We start from the raw sequence: 20,461 nt of genomic DNA, 5'->3' as shown, positions 1-20,461 counted from the left end.
CAGCATACCCTTTTCTTAGGCAATCAGAACATAAAAAAAAGCCTGAACAAAAGTCCATGCTTTTCAAAACATACACCTTGATCTCCGGATAGCCCTCCACGCTTCAAAGACGTGGCAGTCCTGCATTTGTTCAATGCAGACCCAGCATAAAGAAAGTTGGAGCTCTCTCTACACTTCGGCGCTGATGCCTTTTTTCTCATGATCAACGATTCCATCTCTCCCATGAGTGACTCATCATCCGCGCAACCTCTACCTCACTGAGACATAGCGTGAGGATTTCTATTCATTTTTACTACACGAAGGTTATCAAACATTCTCATATCTGTCAAAGGGAAAAACATAGAAAAAAGGCAGAGAAATGATTCTCCGCCTTTTTGTCAGCTTATTGATGGTTGTTTTTCTTCTTTTGGACAGCTTCCTGAAGCGGATCGCCTGCTAGTTCTTTACTTGCTTCTTCTAACAGCTGATCGACCTGCTGATGGTCTTTCTCGCTTTTCGCCTTTTTATCCTTTTGGAAAAATGACATCGCTATTTCCCCCCTTTTCATAAAATGCCTTTGCCTGTTTAATTTGTGCTACAGCGCTCAGCATTATACAAAGAGGAGCGGTTCATTCATCGTGAAAGGTCTGTCTCATTTTTTGCAAATACGTTAGAAAGGTCTTTAAGTCTTCCTCTGTGAAGTCTGACATCATATGCTGAATCACCTTTCCAAAAAGACGTGTATGCTTTTCGTAAATAGCCAGCCCTTTTTCCGTGGCTTCTAGCCGGACAAGGGAATGATCGTCCTTGTCCCTTTCTCTCTGAATGTAGCCTTGCTCACATAATTTATTGAGGGCAATGGAAGCGGCACCTGGGTTGAGAGAGAGTCTTTGTTTGAGCTCTTCAGCATGTGATACTTTTCCTTGTATCAATATAGAAAGAGCATATATCTGTGGAGGCGTGATGTCTTTTTCTAACTCAAGTAACTTGCGGTTTAATTTACGGCTGACTTCATAATGTACAAGAACAATTTCTTTTAAAATGTCTGCATTACTCATCCGAATCGCATCCTTATCGTTAGTGTCAACATGACTTCCTTCTTATTATAGAATGTTTTTCCAAACAGCCAACTATTTTATCCCATTTTTCTTTAGAAATAAGCCTTGCTGAATGGATTCACCCTTGATATAGTGAGTACTTGAACAAAAAACAGAACAGGAGTACGCATCATGACAGGAAAAACACATATTATGGGCGGAATTGCCGCCTCCACAGCCGTCGCCTATTATTACGGATTCGAACCAGTGACGATGGCTGCTGCAGGATCAGTAGGTGCCCTCATCCCAGATCTATGTCATACAAAAAGCAAAATCGGCAGGAAATTCCCGCTGCTTTCCACACTGATCAGTAGTGTGTTCGGGCACCGCACCTTTACACATAGTTTATTATTTCTGCTGATCATTTATTTTATTGCGACAACATACATTCCAAATGACAGCCTCAGTACCGGGTTACTAGTTGGGATGGCAAGCCACCTCATCCTTGATGCAGGCACAGTGAACGGTATTAAATTTTTGTTCCCTGCAACCATGAAAGTACGCCTCCCCTTTTATGTCAAAACAGGCAGCACAGGAGAGCAAGTCGTACTAGCTGCTCTGACCATTGTCACCTGCTATTACATGGCTGTCATTTGCGGAATATCCATCCCATTGCCGTTTTAGAAAAAGAAAAAAGAGTTTTGCAAAAAAGCAGGATATGAATTGATCATTCCTCATTTTTTTAGTAGTTTTAAGATAAGTGTTTTTGCCTTGCAGCTGAATACAGAATGGTGAGGAGTTACATAAATGAAAGCGTTTTTCAAAAATCACTGGTTTTTAGTGTACTCCATCCTCTTTATGTGGATGAAAACATACATCATTTATCAATTCGGATTTCATATACGAACGGCCAATCTGTTTCACGAATGGCTGCTTTTGATCAATCCACTTAGCTTTTTGCTCCCTTTGTTTGGGATTGCTCTTTTCTTAAATGAAACGAAACAAAAGGTCTTTTTATTGACCACAAATTTTATTTTGACAGCCATTTTGATATCGAATACGATCTTTTACGGTTTTTATATTGATTTCATTACCATTCCTGTCTTATTTCAAGCAAAGAACATGGGAGATATGGGTAGCAGTATGAGTGAATTGTTTCATCCGCTATTTATACTCATGCTGATTGATTTTGTGGTGCTGGCATGGCTCTTAAAACGGAAACCGCTATCACCAAAAGCGTCTTTTAAGACGATCAAAACATACTATGTGGTTTGCTGCAGCTTGCTATTGTTCCATGTCAGCTCAGCTTTGATGGACCACCCTCGATTTTTGACAAGCTCGTATGATCGAGAAGTCATTGTACGCAACCTTGGGCTGTTTCAATTCCATTTGTATGACGGTGCCGCTCAAACAGCACGTATTGGTCAAAAAGCCTTTGCTGACGAAGATACACTTTCAACAGTGGCAAACTACACAAAAGCTGATTACAGTGCACCAAATGAAGACTACTTTGGACTTGCTAAAGGCAAAAATGTCGTGTTCATTTCACTTGAATCAACGCAGCAATTTGTCATGAATCAAAAGGTGAATGGACAATACATCACACCATTTTTAAATCAACTTGCCAAAAAAAGCTTCTATTTTGATGAATTTTATCAGCAGACAGAGCAAGGCAAAACGTCGGACTCAGAGTTTATCGTCGCAAACTCCCTCTATCCATCTAGCAGTGGCGCTGTCTTTTTCACAGCGAGTGACAACGAATATGACACACTGTACAAGCAATTGAAAAAAGAGAATTATCAATCCGTCCAATTTCATGCGAATAATAAAACGTTCTGGAATCGTGATGTGATGTATGAATCTCTTGGGATTGACCGCTTTTATGATGTCGATTCATTTGATGTCAATGAACAGAATTCGACTGGCTGGGGCTTAAAGGATATCGACTTTTTTGACCAATCCATCGATTATTTAAAAAAGCTGAAAACGCCTTATTACAGCACGTTTATTACCTTAACCAATCACTTCCCATTTGAAATTGATCCAAAGGATCAGTTCATTGATGAATACGATTCGACTAGCACCATTTTAAACCGCTATGTGACCACCGTCCGCTATCAAGATGAAGCCATCAAAAGGTTCTTTGAACGAATGAAAGAAGAAGGACTATATGAAAATACAATGTTTGTCCTCATGGGAGACCACTATGGCATTTCAGAAGCACATCATGAGGCAATGGCAGAGCTGCTGAAGCAGGATGAAATCACACCGTTTGATGCAGTTAAACTGCAGCGGGTCCCTTTTTTGATTTATATTCCTGGGGTGACAGACGCGGCCCCTCAAACCATTTCTGAAACAGCCGGTCAAATGGATGTCAAACCGACACTTCTTCATTTACTCGGCATTGAATCAAAAGATGCCATTCAATTTGGGAATGATCTTTTCTCCAATGAACGGACGCCGTTCGCTGTGCTGAGAAACGGAAACTTTATTACGGATGATTATCTTTATACGAAAAACACGTGCTATGATCAAAAAACAAAACAGCCTGTTGAACAAGACGAAGTATGTCAGCCTTATATAGAAAAAGCCAATAAAGAGCTGTCTCTATCAGATAAAGTAATCAACGGGAACTTACTACGTTTTTATCAGCACTAAAAGCTGCCCTCTGGCGGCTTTTTCTTTTCTCTTTTCCTGAAAACCTATGAATGGTCAAATAAGTTTGATTATAATAAAGGATACACATGATGTTGAATGATAAAGAGGTGTGATCATGAAATATTTATTCTTAACCTTCGTCGCCATCTGTTTGCTCCTGACTGGGTGTCAAACGGAGTCGACGTCACCAGATAAAAGCAAAAAGACAGAACTTGTGATTTCAGCGGCGGCAAGCCTGCAGGATGCTTTGAAAGAGATTGAATCTGCCTATGAAGATGATCATCCAAACGTAAAACTCACGAATAATTTCGGGTCATCAGGTGCATTGAAACAGCAAATCGCTCAAGGAGCAAAAGCGGATCTCTTCTTCTCAGCAGCTGAAGAGCCTTTTGATGACCTTGTTCAATCTGGCGACATCGATCAGGATCATACAAAGGACGTCATACAAAATGAGCTAGTCCTCATCGTGCCAAAAGAAGGTTCTTCTGCTATCAAAACCTTTCGAGATGTTCAGCACATAAAAGGAAAGTTAGCGCTTGGCACACCTGAATCTGTTCCTGCTGGTACATATGCAAAAGAGATTTTCACAAAACTGAATATATGGGATCAAGTGAAACAGAACGCTGTCTATGGCAAGGATGTTCGTCAAGTATTAAACTATGTCGAAACAGGAAATGTGGAAGCTGGTGTCGTGTATAAGACGGACGCGCTCGTTTCTCGCAAAGTAAAGATAGTAGATGAGGCAAATCAGGACATGCATTCCCCCATCATTTATCCAGTTGGCATTGTCAAACAGACTGAACATATGAAGGAAGCGAAAGCATTTTTTCAATATCTCCAATCAGATCCAGCCGCAGCGATTTTTAAAAAGTACGGCTTTCAAGTGAAATAATGCCGATGCTGACCGAAGATTTTCTTTCACCTATCTGGCTGTCCGTACAAGTGGCTGCTTTCAGCGGGTTATTGGCTGTCGTTTTAGGAACGTCCATTGGTTTTTGGATGGCGCGTACATCTTTCAAAGGAAAAATGATCGTGGAAACGCTCCTCATGATGCCGCTTGTCCTTCCGCCAACGGTCGTAGGATTTCTGCTGCTCGTCGTGTTCGGGAAGCACAGTGTGATTGGACAAGCCATTGAATGGATCTTCCATCAGCCTGTCATCTTCACTTATTGGGCAGCGGTCATTGCATCGACGGTTGTCGCATTCCCGCTCATGTATCAATCAGCGAAAGCTGGTTTTTCTACGATTGAGTCAGACATTGAAGGTGCTGCAAAAGTTGATGGTGCGCATTCTTTCCAGGTCTTTGCCTATATTACCGTCCCACTCGCACTGCCATCTCTTCTCTCTGGTGCGGTTCTAAGTTTTGCAAGGGCCTTAGGAGAATTTGGAGCGACCTTAATGTTCGCCGGCAACATTCCTGGGAAAACACAAACCCTCCCAACAGCCATCTATGTGGCAATTGATTCTGGACGAATGGAACTTGCGTGGGCTTGGACGATTTGTATTGTGATCCTGTCTTTTCTCATGCTGTTGGCTGTGCGCCGAAGCAGGACTTAAAAAATCCCCTTCTCAAAAAGAGAAAGGGAATTCAGATTGTTGACAAAGGGCTAAAATGAACTTGATTTTAGCCCTTTGTCTTTTTTCAGCGTGATAGAAAACCTTTGCTAGTCTAGGAAGCACCAGTACTCACTGACAAAATATGCGAGGGTTTGTCTACACGCTAAGGGGATTTTTTATTTATTCAAACCCAACCGTCATCGTTTCTGGATTAGACCCGACACGTTCGTTATTATTAAGTGCATTGATTTTTTCCATGTCTTCTTGTGAAAGCTCGAAGTCAAAAATGTCGGCATTTTGTTTAATGCGTTCTTCATTGATTGATTTTGGAATAGTGACAACACCGCTTTGCAGATCCCAACGCAAGATCACTTGAGCCACAGATTTGTTGTATTGTGCTGCAATTTCCTTTAATACGTCATGATCCAAAAGCTTTCCTTGCATCAGCGGAGACCACGCTTCAATTTGAATGCCTTTTTCTTTCGCATATTGTCGTAATTCTACAAGTGTCAGTTTTGGATGAAACTCCACTTGGTTCACCGCTGGAACAACCTCCGCATCTTTTAACAGCTCTTCTAAATGCTGCACGTAGAAGTTGCTGACACCAATCGCTCTTACTTTTCCATCTTTATAAAGCTTCTCAAGCGCACGCCATGTCTCTTTAAACGTGTCTGCATTTGGTCCAGGCCAATGAATCAAATAGAGGTCTAAGTAATCAAGACCGAGCCGGTTTAAGCTTGCGTCGAATGCAGCGAGTGCTTTGTCATATCCTTGATCTGTGTTCCATACTTTTGACGTAATGAACAATTCTTCTCTTTTGACGCCAGATTCTTTAATGGCTTTCCCTACGCCTGTCTCGTTTTTATAAACGGCAGCCGTATCAATGCTGCGATAACCGTTTCGTATGGCTGCTTTTACGGCATCAACCACTTGGTTGCCGTCCTCCACTTTGAATACACCTAAACCAAACCATGGCATTTCTACTCCGTTATTTAGTGTTACGGTATCATTCAAGCTTTTGACCATGTTAACAACCACCTTTTCATAGATTCCATCTTTTTCATTATCTCATGTTGCGTTTGAAAACTCTATTATCAGGCGTTTCTCTTCGCTTCAATCGCTAACAGCAAAGCACCTGTCATACCTGCCTTGTCCTCAAGTCCAGGAGAGACAATGTATGTATCAAGCGGCGGCATGTCGACATAATCATTGACATACGCAGCCAGCTTCTCTCGAATGAGCGGAAATAGCTGTTTTTGCTTCATGACGCCTCCACCCATTATGATTCGCTCTGGGCTTAATATCAGCGTGTATTGCATTAATGCCTGTGCTAAATAATCTGCTTCAAGAGACCAAACTTCTTCTTCTTCGGTAAGCTCTTTAGCCGGCTTCCCCCACCTTGCCTCAATAGCTGGTCCTGCCGCCAGTCCTTCTAAGCAAGTACCATGCGCCGGGCAGACACCTGCAAACTGATCTGATTCATGCTGCCTGACCAGGATGTGTCCCATCTCTGGATGTGAGTGACCGTGGAGAAGCTCATTTTTCACAACAGCCCCGGCACCAATCCCCGTACCGACCGTGATATACAGACAGCTGCTTAGCCCTTTGGCGGCCCCTTTTGTCAGTTCACCTAATGCTGCGGCATTGACATCTGTCGTAAAGGACACCGGTACGCCTAATTGTTTCTCCAGCTCAGGTATAAACGGGTAATGTTTCCATTCAACTTTCGGCGTATTCATGATGTAACCGTAAGAAGGATCGTCTTTCTGGACACAAATCGGTCCAAAGGAACCAACCCCTAATGCTGCAATTTCATGTTGCTGAAAAAATGGAATAAGTGATTGGATGGTTTTTTCCGGGTGCTCTGTTGGAATGGTCAATTCCTCTATGATATCACCATGTTCATTGCCAATGGCACAACAGAACTTTGTTCCCCCAGCTTCAATCGCTCCGTAATATGTCATCCTGCCTCTCCCCCTGCTCGTCTCTTTTTTTCATCATAAAACATAGGCGAGAAGATGACAACATCATGTATTGGTCAGTAAGACTGCTTCCATGTCGTTGATATACTCCCTTAAATGATGGGCAATATCACGATTGATTTCGCCATTTTCATATAAGGTTTGGATTTCATTACGAATCGTCTGTACGGCTTGGAAGTTAAGCTCTTTCTTCTTCCGGTCAAACGTACGATCCTTTTGCTGAAAGAAAGAAGGACCATGTTCACAGCGGAATATCACTTGATTGTAAAACCCAATGACTTGATGACACGTTTGTTGATTGTCTTCGGTCATATGGTGCTTAATAGAATCCACCGCAGCTTCAGCCGTTTTCTTACGGATTTGTTTATACGATTCCTCGTTTTCTAATATGCCGCTTGAAATACGCTGATTCGGACGCCATAGTTGAAGCCATTGTAGTAAGCGCAGAAACTTCACTTTTGAGAAACGAATTTTAAAGGAGTTGGAATAGAGCATTTCCAGCTCATGAAATCTCTCTTGCAGCTCATACGCTTCTTCTTTGTCGATTTTCTCTTCCTCAATCAACTGCTGAAGTTTCATCTGTTCTGCTTTAATGCCGTGTAGTCTGATTTTTCTCTCTTGTTTTCTCATACCAAACTGATACGGTTCCCGCTGAATATTTCTCAGCTTCATTCGGTAATCATTGATGAGTGCAAGGGAGACTTCTCGATTGTCTTCATTCATTCCTTCTTTTAGAGTTTTAATGGCACTTCTCAGCAGCTTCCGTTTCGCGTGCTGAATCTTTGTATCTAAGTCCACATCCACTTGCTTATCTTTTTTCTCCGATAAAATAGGCAGCAGCACACTCGCTAAAATGAGTGTACATAAAATGACGCCTGCTGCGAGGAAAATAATTAAATGACGCTCAGGAAATGGTGATCCGTCTGCAAGCGTAAATGGGATGGAGAAAGCACCTGCTAATGTAACAGCACCACGAACACCAGAGAATGTCATCAGCATGGAAGCACGCAGCTTCGGTTTTTTCGCGTTCTTCTTTTTCGATACACTCCAGTTTCCTGCCCAGAACAGCCATACCCATAGAAATCTGAGAATCATTAGACAGAATGTAATGATTAAAATGTAACTGATGACCTGCATATTATTAAAGGCTTCATCTTGGAAAATGACGGTCGATACATCAGGAATTTGTAACCCAAGTAAAACGAAAACAAGGCCATTTAAAATAAATAAAATAATATTCCACGTGTTTGAAGAAGCAATTTGCAGTTTTGCTAAATTCGCTTCCATTCGGTCTTGCTCGATGGCATGTGTCACACCACCGGCAACAACGGCTAAAATGCCGGATACGCCAATTTCTTCCGCTGCTAAATAAATCACAAACGGCGTGAGGATTTGCAGGATGATGTGCATTGTGACATCGTCCATGCCTAAACGGCGGAGAAAGTAGCGAAAACGAATGATAAAAAACGACAGAATAAATCCAGTCAATAATCCGCCAGCAGCAATAAGAACAAAGCTAAAGGATGCCTCTGCAATGGAAAATGCCCCTGTAACCGTTGCTGCAATAGCAAATTTAAAGGCAACAAGTCCTGACGCATCGTTCATCAGCCCTTCGCCTTCCAGCAGTCTCATGATCCCCTTTGGCATATTCACACGGCTGGAAAGTGCACTTACAGCAACCACATCTGTCGGTGATAAAATCGCTGCAAGCGCAAATGCAGCTGGAAGTGGTATGCTTGGAATCATCCAATGGATGGTATATCCTGCGACAATGACTGTCGCAAATACGAGCCCTAAAGCTAATAGAAGAATGGGCGCTCTTAATTTCCACAGCTCGTCCCTTGGGGTACGCTTCCCATCATTAAATAACAGCGGTGCAATAAATAAAACGAAGAATAGCTCAGGATTTAAAGAAATATGTAAACCTGAAGGAAAAGCTGCGACCAATATCCCTAAACCCACTTGGATTAATGGAACTGGAATAAAGGGCAGAAAACGATTGATAATATTAGATGATGCAATGAGTGCTAGTAGTACGAGCACTGCCAAAAAAATCTCCACTAGTACATGTCCCTCCCATTTCATTTTTTCCGTCATGTTTTGCTTACATGCAAAGATGTGTTCATTTCTTTCAGATCCATCCGTTCGGTCATGAGCGTTTCTTTAGTATCCCGCAAAAAGCGAAACCAACACATAACAATCCATCTAGGCAAAAAAAGACTGAATCTACATATTCAGTCAAATGACAACATTTTCATCTCGTGTATTGTTCCAATGATGAATAAAGAACCTACTTTTATTTTACACGAAAACAGCTTGACCTGCTGACATCAAGCTCGAATAACACATAAAAAAAAGAGCGACATCGCCCTTTTTTCGTTTTACCCTTTATTTAAAAAATAAGACCTTGCGGGAAGCCGCCATTTGAATAAGTAGGAACAAACCCTGCATATGACGAGGATGACAAACAGCAGATATAAAGCAAGCTCTCCTTGCGCTAAGCCGAGTCCGACGAGTAAGCCGCCTAGGGCTGCCCATACTGCGTAAATCTCTGCTTTTAGCACAAGTGGCTTTCGTCCTGCTAATAAATCACGCACAATGCCGCCGCCGCTTCCAGTCAAAATGGCTGCCACAATGACCGCACTGAGCGGGAGCTCTCTTTGTACAGCAAATAATGCACCTTGAATCGCAAAGGCTGCTAAACCGATCGCATCCGAGAAATTCCCCCACGTGCTCCAGTGCTTGAGCAAAAGCTTTGGAAATAGGAACACGATCGTAATGGATACAAGGGCAATGGTAAACATTTTGCCCTGCGACCATAAAGCAGACACCGGAAGACCAATTAATAGATTCCGAATCGCTCCACCGCCAAATGCTGTGACAATCCCTAAAATGTACACACCAAGAATATCGTACTCTTCCTCCATTGCGACAATCGCACCACTAATGGCGAATGCCACAATGCCTATAATACTTAAGACTTCCCATGCCATTTTCCGCTTATCTCCTTACCATTGTCTGATCATCTAACACTCTCCCCTTAATGTATATCTGACACAAATGAAAAGCAATACAAATTTTCTTTAAATTTTATCTTTTTGCAAAAATAAAAAATAGCCTGCTTAAAAGCAGGCTCAGATTGTTGACAAAGGGCTAAAATGAACTTGATTTTATCCCTTTGTCTTCATTTCAGCGTGATAGAAAACCTTTGCAGTCTAGGAAGGACGAGTACTGGCGCGGAGCGAATTTGACATTCGTGAGCACCAGCACGCAGGACTGACAACGAATGCGAGGGTTTGTCTACACGCTGATAGCCTGCTTAAAAGCAGGCTATCTCCTCAATCTTCTTTTGCATTTAAAAGTAGCATACTAATGATGATCAGAATAAATGCAATAAGAGCTAAGAGTGGAATGGTGATAAAACCAAACCAGTTCAGATAATCAACGGAACAAGGAATACCGCTTAGACAAGGACGAATCGATGCAAAGCCTGGAATCTTTTGTTCCATATAATGATAGATGGAAAAGCAAGCACCAATTCCGGCCAAAGGGAGAACGTAGTACTTCACTTTGACATCGCCACGGAATGTAGCAATTCCAAGTAAAAGCACAAGCGGATACATGAAAATGCGCTGAAACCAGCACATATCACATGGAATAAACTTCTTTACTTCGCTTAAATACAGGCTGCTCATCGTCGCCACAATCGACACGATCCAAGCGCTGTATAAGTAAATCAGTTTATTCTTCATGATTTTTTCCCTTTCAGCTCTTGATCAATTAATTCTTTGATTTCATCATAGTCATAAAAGTTTTGGACTTGTTTATTGTTAATGAAAATAGTTGGTGTTGCATTTACTTTGTATTGATTCACCAGCTGATCATCTGTGTTCAACTGTGGCTGATATGTTTTCTTTGATAGGTTATCTTTCAGCTTGTCCGTATCAATTTTCGTTGTCTTCTTCGCCAATTCGGTGAGCTTTGCTGGCGTTACCCATTCTGCTTCACTATCTGGTTGTGCGTTGTAGACCGCTTCATGAAATGCCCAGAAGTTTTTCGGATCTTCTTTCCACACTTCTTCAGAAGCCAGTGCTGCTAATACCGCACCGTCCCCATGAACAGGCAGTGGTAAGTTAATAAATGAGAAGGATACATCGCCATTATCTATGTAGTCTGCTTTCAATTTTGGGAAAATGTCTGTCTCAAATGATTTACATGATGGACATTTGTAGTCCCCAAACTCAACAACTTGCACTTTTGCCTTTTGATCTCCCATGACAGGCTGTCCTTTAATAGACGGCTTACTGTCGACTGTTTGTGCTTCTTGGCTGTTGTTGTTACCGATCACAACGAAAATACCGATGAGAAGAGCTGCAATGATGGTTAATATAACTGCAAACTTGATGGATGAAGATTGATTATTTTTTTTACTCACAAAAGCACCTACCTTATCTTTTTCATTCATTCCTTCACAAAGAAAAAGGATAACAGCTCAGGAAAATGCCATTATCCAACTTCTTCTATTTTAACAAGAGGGGGTCTATTATGAAAGACGCTATTCATGAATTTTTCCTTACAATTTTATTTCATGACCCTCATCGCATTTAAAACAGCCAGTACAGTGACACCAACATCCGAGAAGACGGCTTCCCACATCGTTGCAATACCGAATGCACCAAGTATGAGAAAGACGGCTTTCACCCCAAGAGCAAACGCAATATTCTGCCATACGATGGCTCTCGTTCTTTTAGCGACAGCAATAGCTTCCGCTACCTTCGATGGCTGATCTGTCATAATCACAATATCAGCCGCTTCAACTGCTGCATCTGAACCAAGTCCACCCATGGCAATACCTATATCCGCTCTTGCCAAAACCGGCGTATCGTTTATGCCATCACCAACAAACAATAATTTGTCTTGAGATGCTTTTTTCTCATACATGTCTTCGATTTTGGCGACTTTATCCTGTGGCAATAATTCAGTGTGAACTTCGTCAATGCCGATCTGCTGTGCGACTGCATTTCCTACTTGCGAAGCATCCCCTGTAAGCATCACGGTTTGAATGCCCGCAGCTTTTAGAGAAGATATCGCTTCAACTGCATCGTCTTTTACTTCATCTGCAATCAAGATCGATCCCGCAAACTCACCGTCTATTGCTAAATACACAACCGTTCCGCTTCGTTTTTCTTTTTCAAAAGCAATGCCCTCTCGTTCCATAAGGCGATGGTTACCTGCCAATACATGAGCTCCGCGAATTGTCGCTTTGATCCCATGACCCGCAATATCCTCGTAAGATTCGATCTGGCTCTCATCAAGAGACGCTCCGTAAGCCGCCTTAATCGATTCTGCAATCGGATGCGAAGAATGCGCTTCTGCCAGCGCTGCAAAAGAAAGCAATTCCTCTTCTGACCATTTCTCATTCGCTGCTTCGATATGAGTGACTGTAAAGTTCCCTTTTGTCAAAGTACCTGTTTTATCAAACACCGCATAGCGGACAGAGTTTAAGGCTTCTAAGTAATTACTGCCTTTCACTAAAATACCTCGTTTTGATGCGGCACCAATTCCGCCAAAGAAACCTAATGGAATGGATACAACGAGAGCACATGGACACGAAATGACAAGAAAGACAAGTGCCCGGTACACCCAATCAGACAATTGAGCTGATGGGATGAGAAGCGGTGGTACAAAGGCAAGCAATAAAGCTAGCACGACCACAGCAGGTGTATAATATTTAGCGAACTTTGTGATAAAGTTTTCTGTCTGCGCTTTACGGCTGCTTGCATTTTCGACTAAATCCAAAATCTTCGTAACCGCTGACTCACTGAGCTCTTTTTGCACTTCAATTTCAAGAATGCCGTTTTGGTTCACAAATCCAGCAAGCACTTCTTTTCCTGCTTCCACATCTCTTGGAACAGACTCCCCAGTTAGTGCAGAGGTATCCACAAGAGAATAACCGTCTATCACACGTCCATCCAAAGGAATTTTTTCACCTGGTTTGACGACAATACGGTCACCAGCTTTGACTTCTTCCGGCTTTACCTTTTTTGTTTCTTGCCCCACTTTGAGGTTTGCGTATTCTGGACGGATATTCATTAATTCGCTAATTGATTTTCTAGAGCGGTTCACAGCTGCCCCTTGGAACAGTTCTCCAATTTGGTAAAACAGCATGACTGCCAGTGCCTCAGGATACTGCTGAATCACAAAAGCACCAACTGTAGCTATGGTCATTAAGAAGTTCTCATCAAATACTTGACCACGCACAATATTTTTCAGTGCTTTCAAGACAACATCTCCGCCAACTAGTAAATACGCGGCGAAAAACATGATGAACTTCAGTAAGCCATTGTCAGGTATAAAATAAGCCGCCGTTCCAATGACTGCACCACCAATTAATTTCAGTACAATCGTTTTTAAATTCTTTGTTCCATGATCGTGATCGTGGTGATGTCCTTCTTCTTTTGGTGATACACTCACATGAGGTTCAATGGACTGAACGGTTTTTTCAATACGCTTTGACATCGTTTCTTGTGCATCAGCATGTGTCACAGTTAATGTACCCGTCGCAAAATTAATTGAGCAAGCTTCCACTCCTTCGAGTTTGCTGACACCTGTTTCAATTTTACGTGCACAGTTTCCACAATCGAGACCGCTTAATACGTATTCATCCTTCATCTTTTTCATGTTCTCACCTTTTTCTATATAAGTAGCCTTCCCTGATTCAATCAAACCTATCAGCTGCTGCAGATATTATATATGAGCACATATTCATATATTGAATTACCCTTATTATATGAGGAGTTCTTACAAACTGTCAATCATTTATAAGCAAATGTTTGAGATTTTTCGTAATCAAGGATGTCACGTGAATTTTCAATAATCCATGCTCATGTCCCCTCTTCGTTGCATAACATAAAAACGATCGCTTGATGGGAATATTTCAGCATTTCTCTTTACAAAAGAAGGACATACGATTAGAATAAGATAAAAGTTTCCTTAAGGAAACAAATTAGCGTTAGAGAATCATTTCATCCTTTAGTCAAAATTATTAAATGTATGCATATATTTTTAGGAAACGCAATTGATGATCGAAAGGGGCCTTAAGAGATGTCATATGCTTTAACAATCGACCGCCTGTATGTCTCATACCACGGACAGGATGCACTAGAAAACGTCTCTCTTTCCATACAGGAAGGAACGATGACTGGAATCATTGGTCCAAATGGTGCTGGTAAATCGACTTTATTGAAAGCATGTTTGGATTTAATTGAAAAGGATCAAGGCGACATTCGTTTTTTTGAACAACCCTTTAAACAAGTGAGAAAACAGATCGCCTATGTACCGCAAAGAAATGACCTAGACTGGACGTTTCCTATCCATGTACTGGATACCGTACTGCTTGGCACATACCCAAAGCTCGGATTGATCAAACGACCGAAAAAAGAAGACCGTGCCTATGCGTACCATTGCTTAGAAAAGGTCGGGATGCAGGACTTTGCCAAAAGACAGATTGGGGAATTATCCGGCGGTCAGCAGCAGCGTGTCTTCCTTGCGCGAGCACTCGCTCAAAACGCACAGCTCTTTTGTTTAGATGAACCATTTGTCGGAATTGATATGGCAAGTGAAGAAACGATGATCGGCATTTTGAAGGAATTACGAGATGAAGGAAAAACCATTCTGGTCGTCCACCATGACTTAAGTAAAGCCGATGATTACTTCAGCCATCTCGTTCTTCTAAATAAGAGGCTGGTCAAAGCAGGGCCTGTCGATGATATTCTTCGTCCTGAGGTCATGCTCCAAGCATACGAAACACAGCTGCCATTTTTAAAATCAGCAGGAGGAGACGCGTAATGGAATTCTTAACCGGACTTTTTGAATATGCGTTTTTACAAAAAGCTTTATTTACATCCGTTATGGTAGGGATCATCTGCGGCGTCATTGGCTGCTTTATCATTTTACGGGGAATGGCTTTGATGGGAGATGCGATTTCACACGCTGTACTTCCAGGTGTCGCCATCTCTTATATGCTCGGCATTAACTTTTTCTTTGGTGCGGTTCTAACTGGTGTACTGACAGCCATCGGCATCGGATATGTCAGTCAAAACAGCCGCATTAAAAATGATTCTGCCATCGGGATCGTATTCACTGCTTTTTTTTCCATTGGGATCATTTTGATTACATTTTTAAAAAGTTCCAGCGATTTATATCATATCTTGTTTGGAAACGTACTAGCCGTTCGTTCATCTGATATGTGGATCACGCTTGGCATCGGCATTTTCATTTTACTGGCTGTCATTGTTTTCTACAAAGAACTGCTCATTAGTTCATTTGATCCAGTGATTTCTTCCGTTTACGGTTTACCAAATCGCATGATCCATTATTTCCTCATGACCTTATTAACCTTAGTGACCGTGGCATCCCTGCAAACTGTAGGTATTATTCTTGTTGTTGCAATGCTTATTACACCAGCTGCCACCGCTTATTTATTGACAGACCGGCTATGGATCATGATTTATTTATCTGCTTTTTTTGGAGCAGTTTCAGCCGTCGTAGGACTTGGGCTCAGCTTTACGTATAACTTGTCGTCTGGTGCTTCCATTGTGCTGGTCGCGACCATATTATTCGGCAGTGCCTTTATCTTTTCACCGAAACAAGGGATATTGTGGAGATCCTTAAAATCGAAGCGAAAACGAACACAGTTAAAAAAGGAAGCGTCTATGTAAAAGGAGGACATATATGAAGAAGGTATTAGCAATCCGTTTGACCGCAATATGTATTGCCCTTTTGGTCATCGCAGGCTGTTCTACTCAGCAAAAAAGTTCCGGAAAAGATGACGGTAAATTAAAAGTTGTCACGACCTACTCCATTCTTTATGACATTGTGAAGGAAGTAGGAGGACAGCATGTCTCTATTCACAGCATTGTTCCCATTGGTACAGACCCACATGAATTTGACCCACTGCCAAAGGATGTTCAGTATACGACGGATGCAGACCTTGTTCTATCTAATGGCTTGAACCTTGAAACAGGGAATGGCTGGTTTCAAAAACTGCTTGAATCGAGCGGCAAGGACGGGGATGATGCACCTGTAGCCGAACTGAGTAAAGGTGTCAAAGTGAAGCATTTGTCTTCAAAAGGGCTTGAAAGCCAGCAGGACCCACACGCATGGCTGAATGTCGAGAATGGGATTCTTTATGCGCAAAATGCCAGAGATGCGCTCATTCAAGCAGATCCTGAGCATAAAGAGGATTACGAGAAAAATGCTGAAACCTATATCAAAAAGCTTCAAACGCTTCACGATGAAGCAAAAGACAAGTTTGATCAACTGCCAAAAGACAAAAAACTCCTTGTCACAAGCGAAGGGGCATTCAAATATTTTGCGGATGCGTATGGACTGAAAGCCGGCTACATTTGGGAAATCAACACAGAAAGTGAAGGAACACCTGGACAAATGAAGCGCATCATTCATTTTGTCAAAGACCATCAAGTTCCTGCCCTTTTTCTTGAAACAAGTGTAGATAAGCGCAGCCTTGAAAGCCTATCTGAGGAAACCGGAGTTCCGATTAAGGGGAAAGTATTTACGGATTCTATTGGCAAAGAAGGTGAAGATGGGGACAGCTACTATAAGATGATGAAATGGAATATTGACACCATTTATAAAGGACTGTCATCATAAGAAAAGACAGGTGGAGTAAATCCGCCTGTCTTTTTTGTCATCCTGCTATATTCTCCGGGTGTTTTTTCGGCCAAATGACGTAGCTGATGCTAATGATGAAATCAATGGTTAAGACCATCCCCCACACACTGACAAGCTGCATCAGAGATTCCGTTCGTTCTGGTGCTTGGATGAGATAGGTCAATCCATATAATAGCCCCGCTCCGATGACATAAGAGATGAAATGACGCGTCCAGCCCACCATTTCATACAAAGACCGCTCCTTCCCGTACTTTGGTTTTCCCTTCGGCTTAGGGCCTCCTGCAAAACGATAAGCAAACTTAGCATCCGCCCATTTCACCATTTGATGTCCAAAGGCCAGACTCACACCAATATAAACAGCCGCAAGCCCGTGAATGACGCTCGCCACAGCCCCTTGCTTTAAATCTATATAAGTAGCCGCAAGAAGGATGAGATCTAAAACCGGCGTACAGACAAGAAAGAAAGCACCCCATTTTTTCTGTTTAAACACATAACGCAGTGTTAAGCCCATAAGAATAAACAGCCAAAAACCAATTTCACATGCCACAATCAATAAACCGACCAATTTTCCCCACATCCTTTTTAATACGATTGTATTAAATAAAAAATAACACAACTGTGTTAAAAAAACAATAGCTGTGCTAAAATCAAGGTATGCCAAAAATCGTCGATCACCATAAACAAAAACAAAAGGTCGCTCAAGCTGCTATGAGAGTGATTAAACAAGAGGGATTGGAAAGCGCTTCTGTACGAAAAATAGCCGTAGAAGCTGGCATTTCAGCCGGCTCTATGCGTCATTATTTTTCCACACAGCAAGAATTATTTCTATTCTCCATGAATTTAATTCAGGAAAGAGTGAAGGAGCGAATTGCTAAGCTTCCATTAAACGGTTCAACAGAGGAAAATGTATTCACTTTATTGGAGCAGGTTCTTCCACTAGACGAAGAACGAATATTTGAAATGGAGGTGTGGCAGGCTTTTACAGTCAAAGCACTGACTGAACCAGATTTACAGCCGCTCAATGCAAAGATGTATGACGAGCTTTTTCAAACCGTTCAATTTTGCATAATGAAATTGAAAGAGGATGAGCTACTGCTAGATCATATCGATCTTTTATTAGAAACTGAGCGGCTTTATGCGGTCATCAATGGGCTTGCATTGAATGGAATCGTACAGCCCCATCGTTTACCGCCTCAGCTTATGCGCTCCGTGCTGCAGATGCATCTTCAATCCATCACAAAAAAAGACATGCCCTCCTTATAGAGAGCATGTCTTTTTAATCTTCCATAAAAATTCGTTTTGCCTCGTAATAAAGCACCTGCACAAATTTCTTCACATTGATACGTGTGTGCTCTTCTCTTCCACTTGTCTCTTTTGTGAGTTCACTCATTTTCTTACGCACAATGGTAAAATCGAAAAATTTTGATGCATAGTTTTCAAAGGTTGGGTGAGAAAAATCGGTTAACCCGAGCGAGGCGATGTGTTTCAATGATTGGTTGATCGCACGTCTTACCCGCTGTTCCGCTGCTTTTGCTTCTCTTGCGATGTCTGCTGATGTAAAAGGTTCGTTTAATTTATCCTCTGTGATGCCAGTAAAAATCACTTTTAATGAAGGAAAAGAGTCGTGCTGATCGGCATGTAACGCTAAATACTGATCTGTGAAAAGAATCATATCTAGTAAATCCTTAGACCCCTTTTCACCGACAATCCCAAGCTCCGCGAGCAAAAACTGACCTGCCTCTGCAAGACTTTTCCCGCGCTGCTTCGTTTTCGTCTGTCCGCGCTGCTGGAACTGCATGACCGATTTGAGCGAATGCTGAATATTTTCAATTGAGTGCTCTAAATGCAGTCGTTCAATCATGAGATGGAGCACACTTAAGACCTCTACTCGATTGATCGGCTTTGTCACATAATACTCGACACCGAGCGTATATGCCTGGCCGATGAGTTCCTTTGTTTCTACTTGTGACAGCATTAAATATTTCCCATGAAATTCATCCTTGATCGCTCGAATCGTCTCAAGACCGTCCCTTTCTGGCATCAGAAGATCAATACACAAGATATCAATATGCAAATCATTTAAGTAGCTCGCTGCTACTTCAGCACCATCCTCTGCTTCCCCTGCCACAATGCCAAGCTCTTCATCTTCAATGAGCTGTGCCAGTGAAGAACGAACAGCTTCATCATCATCAACAATAAAAAATCTCATCTCCCATTCCCCTCTTTTCTGCTGACTTGATCAATTGGTATCGTTAAAGTGAACATCGTTTGTTGATTTGGGACACTTTTCATTTCAACACTTCCGCCAAGCTTCTCGGCTGTGTCTTTCACATAGGAAAGACCGATGCCGCTTGATGGGTTCCCGGCTTGGTCGTATTTTAAAGTGAAGCCCGGTTTAAAGATCACATGATGGTTACGCTCTTTAATGCCTGGCCCGTTGTCACTGATTTGAAAAATCACATCATTTTCTTTCCGCAAAATGGATAGTGATACCTTTCCATTCACCGGAATGGCTTCAACGGCATTGGATACAATGTTATTTAATAAAGATAGAATGGTATACACGTGATAAGCGGGATGCTGCCCATCTTCATCATAATGAAAAACGATGTGTTTTTTAAGAGATTCCGCGTAATTTTCATGGATACGAATCACAAGTCCAGCGATATGAGCAGGACTTGCATACTCCTGAAAGTTTTCCTCATGAATCAGTTTTGATAAGGCAGAAAAAATCCGCTGATTATCCTTTTTGATTTCGTGTACCTCACCTGCAATTTGCAGGGCTGTTTTTCCGAGTTTTTTCAAATCTAATGATTCCGTATCCTTTGCATGATGCAGAGATTGATACAATTGATATGAAGTAGCTGTAATGTGCTCAGCATGTGCAAGGGTTTTATAAAAATATGTAGATTCCGTATAAAGATTTGACAGCAGCATCAACAGGTGTTCCTTTTCCTTCTTCATTTGGCGCTCTCTCGCCTGTTCTTCGTATAATCGAATCATCGTATAACAAGCCAATACGAAAAAGCTTCTGAAAATCGCCAATACAAATAGTTGAAACAGCGTTCTCACTGTTAAAATTTCATCAATGGCTCCCCTGAGTGCAATCATTTCGACTACACTTGCACATAGTTCCATGATGATCCCTGTTGCCCCAATGAGCCAAGGCTTATCACGGAAACGTCTGACCTGTAATACATAAAAAAGCGTACCATAGACGACGTAATACAGCAGGGAAGGAAATCTTAAAGAAACGGCCTCTTCCAGCGCTAAGTGGCCTGACACAGCGGTATCAAGAAGCACCCGGAATGCAAACACTGATCCCCCCGCAATGATGCCGCTTGCCCATGCCGGGAATTTTTTCATTTGAAGCAGGATAAAGAAAAAGACAACGGTTCCAAAGCTGACCCGAAAGCTATCCTCAAATGGATAAAATTTCAGCTCTCCCCCAATCGGAGTCAGAACAATGAGCATGATAATTAAATAAGGCTCTGTATTCAACCATTTTTTCAGTAGATTCAAACGCAGTCACATCCCTAATAATTGACGATAGTA

At 41.9% G+C, this 20,461-nt stretch carries 20 protein-coding genes and 1 riboswitch; of the genes, 8 read left to right on the top strand and 12 right to left on the bottom strand.

Annotated elements, in window-relative coordinates; translation table 11 throughout:
* Nucleotides 1-81 precede the first annotated feature (81 nt).
* A riboswitch (Lysine riboswitch) is annotated at nucleotides 82-260 on the bottom strand.
* 122 nt (nucleotides 261-382) lie between these two features.
* Both sspJ and EBQ12_RS08120 read right to left on the bottom strand, forming a co-directional pair.
* On the bottom strand, nucleotides 383-526 hold the full coding sequence (gene sspJ / locus EBQ12_RS08125) for a small acid-soluble spore protein SspJ (protein ID WP_008347117.1): 144 nt from the start codon (nucleotides 524-526) through the stop codon (nucleotides 383-385).
* An 82-nt stretch (nucleotides 527-608) separates the two neighbouring features.
* Nucleotides 609-1,037 (bottom strand): MarR family winged helix-turn-helix transcriptional regulator, encoded by a 429-nt coding sequence (locus tag EBQ12_RS08120; RefSeq protein WP_007500254.1) that lies wholly within the window; start codon nucleotides 1,035-1,037, stop codon nucleotides 609-611.
* Between the two features lie 171 nt (nucleotides 1,038-1,208).
* On the opposite strand from EBQ12_RS08120, the gene EBQ12_RS08115 reads away from it, so the two are divergent.
* The 4 genes from EBQ12_RS08115 to modB all read left to right on the top strand — a co-directional run bounded on the left by EBQ12_RS08115 (nucleotide 1,209) and on the right by modB (nucleotide 5,231).
* The gene (locus tag EBQ12_RS08115; protein ID WP_008347118.1) at nucleotides 1,209-1,700 is read left to right on the top strand and encodes a metal-dependent hydrolase; all 492 of its coding nucleotides are present in this window, start codon (nucleotides 1,209-1,211) and stop codon (nucleotides 1,698-1,700) included.
* A 123-nt stretch (nucleotides 1,701-1,823) separates the two neighbouring features.
* The gene (locus EBQ12_RS08110; protein ID WP_017368052.1) at nucleotides 1,824-3,674 is read left to right on the top strand and encodes an LTA synthase family protein; all 1,851 of its coding nucleotides are present in this window, start codon (nucleotides 1,824-1,826) and stop codon (nucleotides 3,672-3,674) included.
* Between the two features lie 115 nt (nucleotides 3,675-3,789).
* Nucleotides 3,790-4,566 carry a molybdate ABC transporter substrate-binding protein gene (gene modA, locus EBQ12_RS08105; RefSeq protein WP_125589653.1) on the top strand — a complete coding sequence of 259 codons (777 nt, stop codon included), beginning with the start codon at nucleotides 3,790-3,792 and terminating at the stop codon, nucleotides 4,564-4,566.
* Nucleotides 4,566-5,231, top strand: a complete 666-nt coding sequence (gene modB, locus EBQ12_RS08100; protein WP_008347121.1) for a molybdate ABC transporter permease subunit — start codon at nucleotides 4,566-4,568, stop codon at nucleotides 5,229-5,231. Before modA ends, modB begins: the two co-directional genes overlap by 1 nt.
* Before the next feature lie 180 nt (nucleotides 5,232-5,411).
* Here modB and EBQ12_RS08095 read toward each other — a convergent pair whose 3' ends face one another.
* The 7 genes from EBQ12_RS08095 to EBQ12_RS08065 form a co-directional block, all read right to left on the bottom strand.
* On the bottom strand, nucleotides 5,412-6,257 hold the full coding sequence (locus tag EBQ12_RS08095; protein ID WP_017359243.1) for an aldo/keto reductase: 846 nt from the start codon (nucleotides 6,255-6,257) through the stop codon (nucleotides 5,412-5,414).
* A gap of 68 nt (nucleotides 6,258-6,325) precedes the next feature.
* Entirely contained in the window at nucleotides 6,326-7,195 is an 870-nt protein-coding gene (locus EBQ12_RS08090) for an ROK family protein (protein ID WP_008347123.1), read from the bottom strand.
* A gap of 63 nt (nucleotides 7,196-7,258) precedes the next feature.
* Entirely contained in the window at nucleotides 7,259-9,274 is a 2,016-nt protein-coding gene (locus EBQ12_RS08085) for a Na+/H+ antiporter (RefSeq protein ID WP_017359242.1), read from the bottom strand.
* Nucleotides 9,275-9,594: 320 nt separating this feature from the next.
* Nucleotides 9,595-10,206, bottom strand: a complete 612-nt coding sequence (locus EBQ12_RS08080) for a trimeric intracellular cation channel family protein (protein ID WP_007500242.1) — start codon at nucleotides 10,204-10,206, stop codon at nucleotides 9,595-9,597.
* Between the two features lie 345 nt (nucleotides 10,207-10,551).
* Nucleotides 10,552-10,965 (bottom strand): disulfide oxidoreductase, encoded by a 414-nt coding sequence (locus EBQ12_RS08075; RefSeq protein ID WP_007500241.1) that lies wholly within the window; start codon nucleotides 10,963-10,965, stop codon nucleotides 10,552-10,554.
* Nucleotides 10,962-11,678 (bottom strand): DsbA family protein, encoded by a 717-nt coding sequence (locus tag EBQ12_RS08070; protein WP_008347618.1) that lies wholly within the window; start codon nucleotides 11,676-11,678, stop codon nucleotides 10,962-10,964. The genes EBQ12_RS08075 and EBQ12_RS08070 overlap by 4 nt, the downstream gene beginning before the upstream one ends.
* A 116-nt stretch (nucleotides 11,679-11,794) precedes the next feature.
* Nucleotides 11,795-13,894, bottom strand: a complete 2,100-nt coding sequence (locus EBQ12_RS08065) for a heavy metal translocating P-type ATPase (RefSeq protein ID WP_039168260.1) — start codon at nucleotides 13,892-13,894, stop codon at nucleotides 11,795-11,797.
* A 423-nt stretch (nucleotides 13,895-14,317) separates the two neighbouring features.
* Here EBQ12_RS08065 and EBQ12_RS08060 point away from each other — a divergent pair, with 423 nt between their 5' ends.
* The 3 genes from EBQ12_RS08060 to EBQ12_RS08050 are packed head-to-tail and all read left to right on the top strand — an operon-like array spanning nucleotide 14,318 to nucleotide 16,885.
* Nucleotides 14,318-15,061 (top strand): metal ABC transporter ATP-binding protein, encoded by a 744-nt coding sequence (locus EBQ12_RS08060; RefSeq protein ID WP_125589650.1) that lies wholly within the window; start codon nucleotides 14,318-14,320, stop codon nucleotides 15,059-15,061.
* Nucleotides 15,061-15,933, top strand: coding sequence for a metal ABC transporter permease (locus EBQ12_RS08055; protein WP_007500236.1), 873 nt, complete (start codon nucleotides 15,061-15,063; stop codon nucleotides 15,931-15,933). Before EBQ12_RS08060 ends, EBQ12_RS08055 begins: the two co-directional genes overlap by 1 nt.
* Nucleotides 15,934-15,946: 13 nt before the next feature.
* Nucleotides 15,947-16,885, top strand: coding sequence for a metal ABC transporter substrate-binding protein (locus EBQ12_RS08050; protein ID WP_125589648.1), 939 nt, complete (start codon nucleotides 15,947-15,949; stop codon nucleotides 16,883-16,885).
* A 37-nt stretch (nucleotides 16,886-16,922) separates the two neighbouring features.
* Here EBQ12_RS08050 and EBQ12_RS08045 read toward each other — a convergent pair whose 3' ends face one another.
* Nucleotides 16,923-17,471 carry a hypothetical protein gene (locus EBQ12_RS08045; RefSeq protein ID WP_047945414.1) on the bottom strand — a complete coding sequence of 183 codons (549 nt, stop codon included), beginning with the start codon at nucleotides 17,469-17,471 and terminating at the stop codon, nucleotides 16,923-16,925.
* An 89-nt stretch (nucleotides 17,472-17,560) separates the two neighbouring features.
* Between EBQ12_RS08045 and EBQ12_RS08040 the strand changes: the two genes are divergently transcribed.
* Entirely contained in the window at nucleotides 17,561-18,169 is a 609-nt protein-coding gene (locus EBQ12_RS08040) for a TetR/AcrR family transcriptional regulator (protein ID WP_125589645.1), read from the top strand.
* 13 nt (nucleotides 18,170-18,182) lie between these two features.
* Here the strand turns inward: EBQ12_RS08040 and EBQ12_RS08035 are convergent, their stop codons facing one another.
* On the bottom strand, nucleotides 18,183-19,115 hold the full coding sequence (locus tag EBQ12_RS08035; RefSeq protein ID WP_024719819.1) for a response regulator: 933 nt from the start codon (nucleotides 19,113-19,115) through the stop codon (nucleotides 18,183-18,185).
* Nucleotides 19,112-20,428, bottom strand: a complete 1,317-nt coding sequence (locus tag EBQ12_RS08030; protein WP_024719820.1) for an ATP-binding protein — start codon at nucleotides 20,426-20,428, stop codon at nucleotides 19,112-19,114. Before EBQ12_RS08030 ends, EBQ12_RS08035 begins: the two co-directional genes overlap by 4 nt.
* Nucleotides 20,429-20,461 lie beyond the last annotated feature (33 nt).

The organism is Bacillus sp. 2B09 (assembly GCF_003946835.1).
In the GTDB taxonomy this organism is placed as follows: Bacteria; Bacillota; Bacilli; order Bacillales; family Bacillaceae; genus Bacillus; species Bacillus altitudinis.
Note: the sequence above shows the minus strand (reverse complement) of the source record. Positions and strands in the feature narration are given on the sequence as shown.